General features: G+C 59.7%; 14 protein-coding genes. 5 read left to right on the top strand and 9 right to left on the bottom strand.

The genetic code is table 11. From position 1 onward, the window contains the following. The first annotated feature begins 100 nt into the window (after positions 1-100). Positions 101-889, top strand: a complete 789-nt coding sequence (locus KPG71_RS18465) for a DUF305 domain-containing protein (RefSeq protein WP_367397392.1) — start codon at positions 101-103, stop codon at positions 887-889. Between the two features lie 12 nt (positions 890-901). Continuing rightward, positions 902-1666 (top strand): MauE/DoxX family redox-associated membrane protein, encoded by a 765-nt coding sequence (locus KPG71_RS18460; protein WP_012187037.1) that lies wholly within the window; start codon positions 902-904, stop codon positions 1664-1666. A gap of 21 nt (positions 1667-1687) precedes the next feature. On the opposite strand, the gene cueR is transcribed toward KPG71_RS18460, so the two are convergent. Continuing rightward, positions 1688-2086, bottom strand: coding sequence for a Cu(I)-responsive transcriptional regulator (gene cueR / locus KPG71_RS18455; RefSeq protein ID WP_038008399.1), 399 nt, complete (start codon positions 2084-2086; stop codon positions 1688-1690). A gap of 12 nt (positions 2087-2098) precedes the next feature. Beyond that, the gene (locus tag KPG71_RS18450) at positions 2099-4609 is read right to left on the bottom strand and encodes a heavy metal translocating P-type ATPase (RefSeq protein WP_216340053.1); all 2511 of its coding nucleotides are present in this window, start codon (positions 4607-4609) and stop codon (positions 2099-2101) included. A 152-nt stretch (positions 4610-4761) separates the two neighbouring features. On the opposite strand from KPG71_RS18450, the gene KPG71_RS18445 reads away from it, so the two are divergent. Then, positions 4762-4962: a heavy-metal-associated domain-containing protein gene (locus KPG71_RS18445; RefSeq protein WP_058239067.1), complete on the top strand. Its 201-nt coding sequence runs from the start codon at positions 4762-4764 to the stop codon at positions 4960-4962. 42 nt (positions 4963-5004) lie between these two features. Here KPG71_RS18445 and KPG71_RS18440 read toward each other — a convergent pair whose 3' ends face one another. The 7 genes from KPG71_RS18440 to KPG71_RS18410 all read right to left on the bottom strand — a co-directional run bounded on the left by KPG71_RS18440 (position 5005) and on the right by KPG71_RS18410 (position 10585). Beyond that, a complete protein-coding gene (locus KPG71_RS18440) occupies positions 5005-5736 on the bottom strand; it encodes a DsbA family protein (RefSeq protein WP_040182558.1) in 732 nt (243 codons plus the stop codon). Position 5737: 1 nt separating this feature from the next. After that, a complete protein-coding gene (locus KPG71_RS18435; protein WP_050686139.1) occupies positions 5738-6220 on the bottom strand; it encodes a cytochrome c in 483 nt (160 codons plus the stop codon). After that, positions 6217-7611 carry a multicopper oxidase family protein gene (locus tag KPG71_RS18430; protein WP_007803406.1) on the bottom strand — a complete coding sequence of 465 codons (1395 nt, stop codon included), beginning with the start codon at positions 7609-7611 and terminating at the stop codon, positions 6217-6219. Before KPG71_RS18430 ends, KPG71_RS18435 begins: the two co-directional genes overlap by 4 nt. 43 nt (positions 7612-7654) lie before the next feature. Beyond that, positions 7655-8572, bottom strand: coding sequence for a cytochrome c (locus KPG71_RS18425; protein WP_007803405.1), 918 nt, complete (start codon positions 8570-8572; stop codon positions 7655-7657). Between the two features lie 2 nt (positions 8573-8574). Next, a complete protein-coding gene (locus KPG71_RS18420) occupies positions 8575-9168 on the bottom strand; it encodes a cytochrome c (RefSeq protein WP_007803403.1) in 594 nt (197 codons plus the stop codon). 369 nt (positions 9169-9537) lie between these two features. Beyond that, on the bottom strand, positions 9538-9996 hold the full coding sequence (locus tag KPG71_RS18415; RefSeq protein WP_007803401.1) for a cytochrome c: 459 nt from the start codon (positions 9994-9996) through the stop codon (positions 9538-9540). 28 nt (positions 9997-10024) lie between these two features. Then, complete coding sequence (locus KPG71_RS18410; protein WP_216340051.1) at positions 10025-10585, bottom strand: L,D-transpeptidase; 561 nt, start codon at positions 10583-10585, stop codon at positions 10025-10027. 155 nt (positions 10586-10740) lie between these two features. Between KPG71_RS18410 and KPG71_RS18405 the strand changes: the two genes are divergently transcribed. Next, a complete protein-coding gene (locus KPG71_RS18405; RefSeq protein ID WP_043754567.1) occupies positions 10741-11043 on the top strand; it encodes a DUF2933 domain-containing protein in 303 nt (100 codons plus the stop codon). Between the two features lie 283 nt (positions 11044-11326). Beyond that, positions 11327-12448: a protein-disulfide reductase DsbD domain-containing protein gene (locus tag KPG71_RS18400; RefSeq protein ID WP_253196374.1), complete on the top strand. Its 1122-nt coding sequence runs from the start codon at positions 11327-11329 to the stop codon at positions 12446-12448. Positions 12449-12559 lie beyond the last annotated feature (111 nt).

Raw genomic sequence — 12559 nt, 5'->3', positions numbered from 1 at the left:
CCAGCGCTGGAATGTTGTTGTTTTACAGAGAACTGCAAGGAGGTGACTGGAAATGCACTACTCACGATTCTTTATGATGATCGGAACATCGACCGTGGTCATGTTCGTTCTGATGTACCTGAACACCTATCTTTGGGGCCATATCTTCTTTTCGGAGACACGCCTTTACATGGCCATCCTGATGGGGGCGACCATGGCCGTGATCATGTTGGCGTACATGTTGTCCATGTATCAGAACACCAAAGCCAACATCGCGATTTTCGTTGGCGCAATAGTCCTTTTCGCGGCGAGCCTCTGGCTGGTTCGCGGGCAATTCACGGTGCAGGACAGGTCCTACATGCGCGCCATGATCCCGCACCACTCGATCGCCATCATGACGTCGACTCGTGCCGAGATCACCGACCCGCGCGTCCGGGGGCTCGCAGACGACATTATCTATGCGCAGGACAAGGAAATCGCCGAAATGCGCTACCTTATTGCTGACATTGGAGCAAACGGCGAAGCATCGGCCACGCGAAGCGAAACGCCGGCGCAGGTTGTGGATGCGCAACAGGCGCTTCAAACGGAGGTCGTGTCGAAGGTCGATCCTGAGTTTCTGACGGAAGACGAAATCGCTGCGGTGTTCCCGAATGGCGGAAATTGCCGCTTTGCTTACACCTCGGACAGTCCGGCTGTACTGGTGACTGGTGAAACCGGCGAAGGGTCTGCCGCCGCAATGAAGATCAGCGGTGATCTGGTGCGCCTGAATGCGCAGGGCGAAAATGCATTTTCTGAAGGCCCGCTGTCGGCCGAGATCGCAGAGACGAACGGTGACCTGACCGATCTGATCGTCAGCGCGGGAACCGACTACGAAGCCGGGTTCCGTGGTCAACTTACGTGCAGCGGATAAGGAGGAAAGGACATGCCCCGCGACACAGACAGTAAATCCGCGCAGCTTTATCGCATGGTCATGCCGGGCCATGTCTGCCCCTACGGTCTGAAATCGAAAGACCTGCTGGAGCGGCAAGGCTTCGAGGTGGAAGACCATCCGCTTGACACCCGTGAAGACACCGATGCTTTCATGGAGAAGCACGGGGTCGAGACGACGCCGCAGACTTTCATCGGGGACGAACGGATCGGCGGTTACGATGATCTCAGGGTGTTTTTCGACATTGACCCACCCGAGGAAGAGCAAAGCGACACGACCTACCAGCCGGTCATCGCGATCTTTTCCGTTGCCGCGCTGTTGGCATTGGGCCTGTCTTGGCACCAGTACGGGTCGGTCCTTACCTTGCGGGGGTTCGAATGGTTCATTTCGCTGTCCATGACCATTCTCGCGATCCAGAAATTGCAGGATGTCGAAGGGTTTTCGACGATGTTCCTCAACTACGATCTGCTGGCGCGCAAATGGGTGCGATACGGCAAGGTCTACCCGTTCGGCGAAGCGTTGGCAGGTGTCCTGATGACTGCCGGCGCGCTGCTGTGGCTCTCGGCGCCTGTCGCCCTGTTTATCGGCACGGTAGGCGCTGTCAGCGTGTTCAAGGCTGTTTATATCGACAAGAGAGAGCTGAAATGCGCCTGCGTCGGCGGTGACAGTTCCGTCCCGCTGGGGTTCATTTCGCTGACGGAAAACCTGATGATGATCTTCATGGGTATCTGGATGCCGGTCCGCGCGATCTGGTTCTGAGGTACAGCCCCTTCTTGCCTGTCACTTGGCCAACCGCTCCGGCGACAGATCCTCGATGATGGGGCAGTCGGGCCGGTGATCCCCGGCACATTTTTCCACCAGTTCGGCGAGCGTCGCGCGCATGGATTGCAGTTTCGCGATCTTTTCCTCGATCTGGCGCAGATGGTCTTCCGCAACCGCCTTCACTTGCATGCTTTCGCGGTTTTCATCCTCGTAGAGCGACAGGAGCGTCCTGCAATCTTCGATGGTGAACCCCAAGGCCCGTGCGCGACCCAGAAACGCCAGCTTGTGAACGTGGTTCTCGGTGAACGCGCGATAGCCGTTCTCGCTACGGTTCGGGCGGATCAGACCGATGTCCTCGTAGTAGCGGATCGTCTTGGCGGGCACACCCGATTGTCGGGCAACGTCTCCGATGTTCATGTCGGACCTCCGTTATTCTGCTGGAGCAGGAGTGGCGGCTGCCATCTCTGCCGGGATTGCGCGCTGCTCGTCCATCGCAGGCGCGATGCGCCGCAGCCGCAGGGCATTGGTCAGGACAAACACCGAGGACAACGCCATCGCACCCGCCGCAAGGATTGGTGACAGGAGCAACCCAAAGGCCGGATAGAGCACCCCGGCAGCGACCGGAATAAGTGCCACGTTGTAGGCAAAGGCCCAGAACAGGTTCTGCCGGATGTTGCGCATGGTCCGCCGCGATACTTCGAAGGCGTTCACCACGCCGCGCAAATCGCCCGACATCAGGACGACATCCGCAGATTCGATGGCCACATCGGTGCCGGTTCCAATGGCGATGCCCACATCGGCATGCGCCAGCGCCGGGGCGTCGTTGATCCCGTCGCCGACAAAGGCGATGCGCTTGCCGCCCTCGCGCAAACTGTTGAGCGCCGCGACCTTGCCGTCTGGCAGAACGCCGGCGACGACATGGTCGATGCCGGTTTCGCGGGCGATGGCTTCGGCGGTTTCGCGTTTGTCCCCGGTGATCATCGCAACCGCAAGACCCTTTTCGTGCAGCGCTGCGATGGCTGCGCGGCTTGCCGGTTTGACCGGATCGGCGACGCCGATCACGGCGGCGATACGTCCATCTATGGCAGCGTAAAGCGCCGTCCGACCCTTGCTCGCGATCTTCGTTTCCTCTGGTGCCAATGCCGAGATGTCAATGCCTTCCCGCGTCATGTAGCGGTCGGCCCCAACCAACACCTCCGCGCCTTCGACCAAGGCGCGCACGCCGTAACCGGTGACCGACTGGAAACCTTCGGCCCCCACAAGCGGGGCGCCGTCGGCCCGGGCGGCGCGGACGATGGCGTCCGCGACAGGATGCTCGGAGAGCGACTCCACGGCGGCGATCTTCGAGAGCGTTGTTGAACGATCGAACCCTTCCGCCAGCACAAGGTCAGTCAGTGCGGGTCGCCCCTCGGTCACCGTGCCTGTCTTGTCGAGGGCGACCACATCAACGGAATCAAGTAGCTGCAAGGCGTCGCCCTTGCGGAACAGGACACCCATTTCCGCAGCACGTCCCGTCCCGACCATGATCGAGGTCGGCGTCGCAAGCCCCATCGCGCAGGGGCACGCGATGATCAGCACCGACACACCGGCGATCAGCGCCATTGTCAGGGCCGGATCAGGCCCGAAAACCAGCCAGACCAGCACGGTCGCCGCCGCGATCGCCATGACGGCAGGTACGAACCACAAGGTGATCCGGTCGACCAATCCCTGGATCGGCAGCTTGGCGCCCTGGGCCTCTTCGACCATGCGAATGATCTGCGCCAGGGTTGTGTCGGCGCCGACCCTTGTGGCGCGGAATTGCAGACTTCCAGCGCCGTTGACCGTCCCGCCGGTCACCGGATCTCCGGCACTCTTTTCAGCGGGGATCGGCTCGCCTGTCAGCATGCTTTCGTCGACGCGGCTGGTCCCCTCGATGACCTCACCATCGACCGCGATGCGTTCGCCGGGACGCACGATGACGATGTCACCCTGAACCAGCGCATCGATCTCGATCTCGACGTTTTCACCGTCCCGCACCACACGCGCGGTCCGCGCCTGAAGCCCCAGCAGCTTCTGGATGGCCGCGCCCGTTCTCCCCTTAGCGCGCGCTTCAAGAAAACGCCCCAGCAAGATGAGGACGACGATGACCGCTGCCGCCTCGAAGTAGACAGAGCGCAGCGTGTCAGGCAAGGCCGATGGTATGAATGTCGCAACTACGGAATAGAAGTAAGCCGCCCCGGTGCCGACCGCGACGAGGCTGTTCATGTCGGGCGCGCCCCGGAATAGGGCCGGGAAACCCTTGGTGTAAAACGTCCGGCCCGGGCCGAAGAGAACGATTGTCGTGAGAACGAATTGAAGAAGCCAACTCGTCTGCTGACCAATCGTGGTCTCGATAAGCATATGAACGGCCGGAATGACGTGGCCACCCATCTCGATCAAAAAGACCGGCAAGGCGAGGATGGCTGCAAAGGTGACCCGTTTGGCAAGCGCCTGAGCCTCTTCCTCCTTGCGCGCAACCCTGTCGTCACCGGCTTGGGCCGTTGCCACGGTTGCTGGATACCCTGCCGCGCCGCTTGCATTTACCAGATCGGATGTCGTGACAAGACCTTCGACGTAAACCACCGTCGCCGTCTCGGAGGCGAGGTTGACGTTCACCTCGACCACTCCGGGCACCGCGGAAAGCGCCTTGTCGACCCGCCCGACGCAAGAGGCACAGGACATGGCTGCAATCGTGAGTTCGGCCTTGGCCGTCCGCGCGGGGTAGCCCAGCTCGCGAAGGGTTTCGATGATGTCGGGAACGCGCTTGAGCGCGTCCACGCTCATACGCGCGGTTTCGGATGCAAGATTCACCGACACATCCTCTACGCCGTCGATTGCATTCAATGCGCGGTCGACCCTGCCAACGCAGGACGCACATGACATGCCTTCGATCGGCAGGCTGATCTGTTTGGGTTCGGGCATATGTGTCACCTGTTTTTCCATTCGAAGTGGAATATGAGGCTTCCAGTTACTGGAGGGTCAATGGGAGGGCGCCAAATAAATTTCTTCACTTGACCTTCCAGCGGGGGGAAGCCCCATGTCACCGACAGAAATCAGATCAAGGAGTGGTTCCGATGAAGTTCAGCGTTCCGGACATGAGCTGTGGACATTGCACCGCAGCAATCGAAAGCGCGGTGAAGAGCGCAGATCCGAATGCAGGCGTAGAATGTGACCTTTCTGCCCGACATGTGCGTGTCGCCAGCGTGTTACCAGCCGATCAAGTCCTAGCGATCATTCGGGATGCGGGCTACAACGTGGAACCTGCGGCCGCTTGATGCAGTGCCTGGACCACCCAAGGGCGGTCCGGGCACAGAATTTCAGTCTTCGACTTTGCGGGCTTCCTCGACCAAGTCGACAAGCTGCGCCTTTTCGACGAAGCCCGGGACCAGCGCGTCACCGATCACGAAAGACGGCGTGCCGTTAAAGCCCAGAGCTTGGGTCAGTTGCATGGATGTCGCAATGTGCTCTTCGACCTCGGGGGCCTCCATGTCCTTGCGCAACTGTGCGATATCCAGGCCGATCTCCTCGGCAACGCGCAGCACGGAGGCCTCTTCCGCGCGGCCTTCCAGCCCCATCATCGCCCAGTGAAACTCTTCGTATTTGTCCTGCTTGCGCGCTGCCAAGGCCGCTTTCGCGGCGAACACCGATCCGTCTCCGAGAATGGGCCATTCACGATAGACGAGGCGAATGTTTGGATCGTCTTCGATCAAAGCCCGCACCTCGGGTTTGACCCGCCGACAATAAGGACAGTTGTAGTCGAAAAATTCCACAACGGTGACGTCCCCTTCCGCGTTGCCGAGAACCGGCGCATTCGGATCGTTCTCGATCAGATCGCGCTGGTCATTCAGAACTTGGGCCTGACTGAGCTCCTGCGCTTGCGCCTGCCTTTGTTCAAGGATGGCGACGGCCTCCATGACAATCTCCGGGTTCTCGCGGATTGCTTCCAGCACAAGTTCCTTGACCCGGGACTCTGACAGTTCGTCGGCGAGTGCCGGTAGCGGAAGCAAGGCAGCTATCGCGACCGTCGTGAAGGCTTGTCTGAAACGCATTTTAGTTCTCTCCCCGTTGTTCGTCGGCTTCTGTCCGCGCGGCCTGGACTTCGCGGATGCGATCTGGCCAGGTGGACCGGATGAAGGCCAGGATGTTGTGAATTCGCTGGTCGGTCAGCACGTCTGCGAAACCGGGCATGCCACTGTCGAATTCGACGCCCTGACGCGCCAGAAGCGTTGCACCCCCCAGTTTTGTGTAATCGAAGAGCAGGCTGTCAGGATGATGCCAGGTGTGACCCGTCTCATCATGCGGTGGTGCTGGCAGGCGCCCATCCGCGCCCGGCGTTCGCCATTCCGGCTGGCCTTCCAGATCCGCGCCATGACAAGACGCGCAGTTTTCTGCGTAGAGCAACGCGCCTTCTTCGATGTCGTAGCTCTCCGCCCTGGACGCGCTGCCGACATCCGAGGATGCACTGGTCGAGAGCCAATACGTGAAGGCGGCTGCTGCGACAGTGATCGGAAGGGACCAAACGAGATATCTCATGTGACCCGTATCCAGGTTGTCATGCCAGATGCGGCGTGGCTGAGCATGTGGCAATGGAACAGCCACTTGCCGGGATTGTCTGCCGTAAAGGCGATCTCCCGGGACTCGTTGCCGGCCAACAGGATCGTGTCCCGCATCGGCCCGAACGCGCCGTCGGGGCGCAGCTCGCGGAAATGCATCCCGTGCAGGTGCATCGCATGTGGGAAAACGGTCTGGTTCTCGATCTTCAGGCGCACCGGCTCGTTCAGGGATAGATCGGCCAGTGGCGTGTAGGTCATTTCGGCGACATCATTCAGGGCCCAGAATTTGCCCGCTTGGGCAAGCTGACGGAATCCAAGACGTTCCCCGCCAAGCAATGCGGACTGCATTCGCCCCATTGCCCCGCCGGACATGACCAGTCGCAAATCACGCGCATCGGCAAGGTCCGGGGCGTGTGCCGCGGGGTTCGGCGGCAACGGCAGTGGCTTGCCTCTTGGTACTGAACTGGCTGTGCCGTTGACCAGAAAACTCACCAACGGGGTCAGTTGATCATCATCGCCGATGCGAAGCAATTGGGCGGTGCCGCCTTCGTCTTCGGTCACATCCACAATTAAGTCGACGCGCTGTGCCGGGCCGAGGATCAACTCGCCGTCAACCGACTGGGGTTGGCCGGTTGGCATTCCATCCACGGCCACCGTCCAGCCACTGAATCCAGAGAGCCTCAGCGGGAAAATTCGAGCGCTTGCTGCGTTGATGATCCGCAAGCGAATGCGCTCGTTGCGCTGCGCGGGCAAGGTCAGGTCATAGCGCCCGTTGGTCGTGATAAAGTTGCCGGTACGTCCACCGTGGCTCATCATCATGGGCTGTTCGAAATTGTCGAACAGCTGCCCGCTCTCAGGGTCGAGCAACCAGTCCTCCAGAACGATGACTTCCTCGCGGTCGATGTCCGGTCCATCGACCTCTTCGACGATCAAGGCACCGCGCAGACCACGCGCGACTTGCTCGTATGAGCGATTATGCGCGTGATACCAATAGGTGCCCGCGTCCGGTACGACGAAGTCGTAGTCAAAGGTTCCACCCGGCGCTACGGCCTCTTGGGTCAGCCCTGAAACGCCATCCATCGCGTTGTCGATCCGGATTCCGTGCCAGTGAACCGAACTGGGATCGGGTACCTCGTTGCGAAACCTGCGACGCACCCGATCGCCTTGTGTGACCCTGATTTCCGGGGCCGGAACGAGGCCGTCATAGCCCCAGATCTCTGTTTCCGGGTAGGTGTCCGGAAGAAGCTGTCGACGTGCAACCTTGGCAATCAGGTCCTCGAACGGGGTCGCGGCAAAAGCCGACTGCGGGATGGCCGCCGCGCAGGCCGCCAGTGTTGCATGGCGCAAGAAATCCCGACGTGTTTGTCTCATTTCGATCCTCGAGAAAGCGGGGGCGTGTTGCCCCCGCGTGGTGTTAGTTCGACGCGGGGTTCTCCGCCTCGACCGTGTCCTTGTTCAGCAGGAAAAGCGCCATCGCTTCGCGATCGGCAGGTGTCAGAAACCGAGTTCCCTCGCGAACCACTTCCGCCATGCTGCCGCCGAAAGCATCGCCCGAAGGGGTGATGCCGGTCTGGAGCGCATAAGCGAGGTTTGAAACCGTCCAGTCATTTTTGACCAGGTCTTTTGGCCGTATCGCGGGGGCCTTGCTGCCACCGGGAAGCTGGGCGTTGCCTGCAAAGGAAGCACCGATATCGCGGCCTCCCGCAAGATTGCGCGGCGTATGGCAGGCTCCGCAATGTGCCGCACCGCGCACCAATTCCCGTCCTCGATTCCATGCGTCGCTTCGCCCTTCAATCGGTTCGGTATCCGGATCGTAGAAGAACGCCGCTCGCCAGAGCTTCAGCCCCCATCGTTGGTCGAATGGGAAGCTGACATCATTTTCTGGTGCAGGCTCGTCCACGGGCGGCACGGTTTGAAACGCCGCCCAGAGGTCAGCGATATCCTGATCAGAAAAATCCGCATAGAAGGTGTACGGGAAAGACGGATAGTACGGCGTTCCATCGGGGCCGATGCCTTGCCGCACGGCTTTTGCGAACTGTTCTGCCGTCCATTCGCCCATGCCATGTTCCGGGTCTGTCGTCAGGTTGGGCGGGTAGAACGTTCCGAACGGGGTTTCGAGCGGCGCCCCTCCGGCAAGTGGTGCGCCGCCCGCTTCAAAATTGGTATGACAGGCAATGCACCCACTGGCGCGCGCCAGATATGCGCCCCGGTCGACATTGCCCTCTATTGCAATCGGAGTCACTGCACTGCCGACAGGCCATGCAATCACGACGCCGAGGCTGGCCGCGCCCAGCACGGCGGCCCCGCTGACGAGTGTCAAGAACCGGCGCATGGTCAGTCTTCTTCCGCCCGGAAGCGTTCATGGCATGCGGAACAGACCTGGGTCGTCATCGCGAATGCTGCGTCGGCGGGCATTTCGGCAATGGCGGCCGCATCCATCATGTCGCCTCGGCCCATCATCGTGCTCCCGCCCATCATGGTTGTATCGCCTCCCATCATTGACCCGCCGCCCATCATCGAGGCGCCATCCATGGAGGTATTGCCGCTCATGCCGCCCAATCCATTGTCGGCTGCGCGTTCCAGGCCCTCAGAGTATTCTTCCAGCTGACTTGCCAATGCCGCGAAGCGCTCCCAGTCGGTCCACACCTCGTCCTTGGCTTCCGAGGGCATGCCCCCTGTGCCCTCTGGGAACAGCTTTGTCATGCTCTCACCGGCGTGCTGCTGGAACAGGCGCGCGGCATCGCGCACTGTTTCTGCGTCATAGGCCGTTTCGCCCCGCATCATCGGGGCCACGGTCTTGACCGCCTTCCCCATTGCAAGCATGGCATCCATGCGCTCTTTCACGATGCCGGTGGCACCGCTATGCGCGAATGCCGTGACCGCAGTACCTGCAATCAACACTGCCGCTACGATAGTCGTCTTTTTCATGTCTTCGATCCTTCTTTGGGTCTGCTTTTCGAGCGATGTGAAATCAGACCCACCGTCGGGGCGGTGGAGGATCGCTGATCGGGCGCAATTCGGTTCGTTGGATCGCGCCGTCTTGCATGACGGCTTTCAGAAAAGAAGGCTCGTACGCCATGTTCGGCTGAAGCAATAACGCTGCCGGGACAGAACAATCGAGGCCTGGATGGCAGTGGCCAGAGGCCTCGGTCGATGGCCCTGCGTCTTCGTGACCATGGTATTCCTGCCCCAACGACGTTTCACCATGATATACCGGCGCCTCTGGCACCCCGAGAACTACAAGGAAAAGGCCGAAAACGGCCGACAGAATCCATCGGTTCGTCTTCGACCAACGCATCAGTTGATCCCGTTGGCCCGCTGCAATTCGCGGACATAGGCGGCCACCATCTTGACGTCTCCTTGGGTCAATCCCTCGATCTTAGGCATATTACCGAAATTCCAGTGATGTGCACGGACGCCGTTTTGAGCTGCCAGAACAAAAGCCATGTCCGAATGGTGGCTCGGTTCGTAGATCTTGTGCACGAGAGGCGGCGCAACACCGTTGCGACCGGCGGCATTTTCGCCGTGACACTCGGAACATTTTGCCTCGAATATGTTCTTCCCAAGCGCCGCCTGCTGCGAGAGTGCGTCAGGCAGCTGGACCTGGACGATCGGATCGCCTTCGGCAATCTCGCTTGTGTCAGGTGGCGTCATGGAGTGGCCAACCGCTAAATCTTCGGCTCCAACGAACTGCCAAACGGCAAAACCCCCGCCGATAACAAAAACGGCACCAATCAGCGCAGTTAATTTGTCCATGCCTGTATCTTCCGTCTTGCCCGTTGGGTCAGATGAGTTTGACTTGAGTGCCGACAGGCGCTCGCTCGTAGACTTCCTCGATCTGTTCGTTGAACAAACCGATGCAGCCGTTTGACGACCGGCGGCCGATCTTGCGCGTATCCTGTGTCCCGTGAATACGGTAGTACTGCCACGACAGGTACAGTGCGCGAGTACCCAAGGGGTTGTCCGGATCACCCCCCTCGACACGAGCCGGCCATTCCGGATTGCGTTCCCGCATGGAGGGCGTTGGCGCCCAGCTGGGGTTTTTGCGTTTTTCCACCACTTCGGTGTAACCGCGTTTGGTGAGTTCGTCGGTCAGCGGAACGGACGTTGGGTAGATCCGCATTTCGCCATCTGATGTCCAATGCTGGAGCGCCTTCGTCACGGTATCGGAGATGATGATCCCCTTTCCGAGTGCGTCGAAGTGATCTTGCCAGTCATGAACTCGGAAAGAAGAAATGTTGCGGCGAATGGTTTCGGCTCGAACCACGCTTGGTGCAACCAAAGCGACAGCCGCATACCCCAACAGGCTTCGTCGATTGATCTTGTTGTTTCGCGATGTCGTCATGACACACTCCTAGCCTACGGTTTGTACATGTCTTTTACGGGAGACCCGGCATCAGGCAACCTGACAAGGCCGCGAGAAGTGTATCCATTTGTATCCTTGACCTTACCCTGCTGGAGGGTCGCAAATGACGCCGGGAACGAGACAAAGAGGGTGTCATGGACCACCACAGCCACAGAAAAAAGCCGATCACGGACAGGCTCATGCATTATGGTATGATGGCGTGTTGCGTCGTCATGCTGCTGCCCGTTGCGGGGTTTTTTCTTGCCGGCGGCACATTGGCGGGCATGTGGGGCAATGCAGCGGCTTTCGCCCCGCTCCTGCTGTGCGTTGGGGCGCATCTCGTGATGCACAAGTTCATGGGAAAATCGTGCCATTCCGACAAGGCAAAGGATACTATCGAGGAAACGACCGAGCCCATAACCTCCGCGATTCCAGTCGTGGTCCGCGACAGGCCGTGATGTGCGCGGGAAGGTACGCGTAGGCGCGTTGCTGTTGTCGGGTTTCATGCTTGGGGGATGTGCAGGAAGTCTTGAAGACTGCTCGGATCGCGGCGCTATCGTGTCCACGAAGCAAGCGTCAGACCTTCTGCCGGATGGGTGTCGAACCCTTTCATCTTCTGCGACTGGCGTTGCGCGAATTGTCTGTGCGGACGGTCGTCAGGGTTTTGCCACAGGTGGACTTTGACGCAATTTCCGCCGTCCTGGCGAAATCTGCGGAAAATATGGGAAGGAAGCAGGTATCTTGATCGATTGCCTTTTGATCCTGCGACGGGTTTTGCTTATTCCCTTCGTGCTCCTGGCCGTTGTCTCTGGAAGTGTCGCGGCAGCAACCTCTGCTGAATACCAGAGCGCGCCACTCACCGCGCATCTCATTAGTGTACAGGACGGCGTTCCCGAGAACACACAGACTCTGTCAGCCGGGCTTCACCTTCAACTGAACGAAAACTGGAAGACCTATTGGCGGTCGGCGGGCGAGGTGGGAATACCGCCTTCGGTCGAATGGAGCGGTTCCGAAAACGTCGCAGATGTCGAATTCATGTGGCCCGCCCCGACGCGCTTCACCGCCTTCGGCATCGAAAATTTTGGTTATGCGGGTGAAGTCGTCTTTCCGCTGCGCATAACGCTCAAAGATCCCGGCGCACCTGTGACTCTTTCCGCGCAGGTCAAACTGCTGGTGTGCTCCAATGTCTGTGTCCCGGAAGAGTTTGACCTGTCACTTCGCCTCGGACGGGGCAACGTCATCGACAGCACTTCGGCTGGGCTGATCGGTACGTTTTCCGAGCGCGTCCCCGAAGGGGCCGAGACGAGCGGCGTCAGCGAGGCAAATGCCTTCATCGACGAAGACCTCACGGAGTTGATCGTCAGCCTTCGCGTCGATGAACCACTCCAGTCGCCGGATGTGTTTCCCGAACTGGGTATGGGTGTTGCGCTTGGCAAACCCGATATCCGTTTGGGAGAAGAGGATCGTTTGCTTTGGGCGCGCTTGCCGATCCTCTCGTCGAATACGGATGTGACAGTGGCTCCGTCGATTACCGTCACCGACGGCGAGAACCGGGCCTTCACGATCATCGCGGATCGCGTGGCGCAAGGAATAGCACCACCCTTTGAACTGGCCGCCACGACACCGGACATGATGGAACTGATCTGGATTGCCGCGATCGCGCTGCTGGGCGGATTGATCCTGAATGTGATGCCCTGCGTGCTGCCGGTGCTGTCCATCAAGGTGTCGTCTGTGCTCAAACACACCGATCACGACACTACCCGTGTCCGGTTCGGTTTCGTCGCTGCCAGCGCCGGCATCATGACGTTCATGTGGGGTCTGGCGCTCGTCCTCTGGGCGCTCCAGACTGTTGATTTCTGCTGAGAAGTGACCCGGTATTTTCACCGAGAACTGACCCACCCTTGTTTATGTCTCAGCGGTCATGTTGTGGTCAATGCAGGCGTCTCCTTTCTCTTTTTCTTTGCGGCCTCTGAG

Origin of the sequence: Roseovarius sp. PS-C2, assembly GCF_018862045.1 — a bacterium.
Classification (GTDB): domain Bacteria; phylum Pseudomonadota; class Alphaproteobacteria; order Rhodobacterales; family Rhodobacteraceae; genus Roseovarius.
Note: the sequence above shows the minus strand (reverse complement) of the source record. Positions and strands in the feature narration are given on the sequence as shown.

Coding starts and splice junctions, on each gene's coding strand:
- KPG71_RS18465 (WP_367397392.1), top strand. CDS start 101: ATGTTCGTTCTGATGTACCTGAACACCTATCTTTGGGGCCATATCTTC.
- KPG71_RS18460 (WP_012187037.1), top strand. CDS start 902: ATGCCCCGCGACACAGACAGTAAATCCGCGCAGCTTTATCGCATGGTC.
- cueR (WP_038008399.1), bottom strand. CDS start 2,086: ATGAACATCGGAGACGTTGCCCGACAATCGGGTGTGCCCGCCAAGACG.
- KPG71_RS18450 (WP_216340053.1), bottom strand. CDS start 4,609: ATGCCCGAACCCAAACAGATCAGCCTGCCGATCGAAGGCATGTCATGT.
- KPG71_RS18445 (WP_058239067.1), top strand. CDS start 4,762: ATGAAGTTCAGCGTTCCGGACATGAGCTGTGGACATTGCACCGCAGCA.
- KPG71_RS18440 (WP_040182558.1), bottom strand. CDS start 5,736: ATGCGTTTCAGACAAGCCTTCACGACGGTCGCGATAGCTGCCTTGCTT.
- KPG71_RS18435 (WP_050686139.1), bottom strand. CDS start 6,220: ATGAGATATCTCGTTTGGTCCCTTCCGATCACTGTCGCAGCAGCCGCC.
- KPG71_RS18430 (WP_007803406.1), bottom strand. CDS start 7,611: ATGAGACAAACACGTCGGGATTTCTTGCGCCATGCAACACTGGCGGCC.
- KPG71_RS18425 (WP_007803405.1), bottom strand. CDS start 8,572: ATGCGCCGGTTCTTGACACTCGTCAGCGGGGCCGCCGTGCTGGGCGCG.
- KPG71_RS18420 (WP_007803403.1), bottom strand. CDS start 9,168: ATGAAAAAGACGACTATCGTAGCGGCAGTGTTGATTGCAGGTACTGCG.
- KPG71_RS18415 (WP_007803401.1), bottom strand. CDS start 9,996: ATGGACAAATTAACTGCGCTGATTGGTGCCGTTTTTGTTATCGGCGGG.
- KPG71_RS18410 (WP_216340051.1), bottom strand. CDS start 10,585: ATGACGACATCGCGAAACAACAAGATCAATCGACGAAGCCTGTTGGGG.
- KPG71_RS18405 (WP_043754567.1), top strand. CDS start 10,741: ATGGACCACCACAGCCACAGAAAAAAGCCGATCACGGACAGGCTCATG.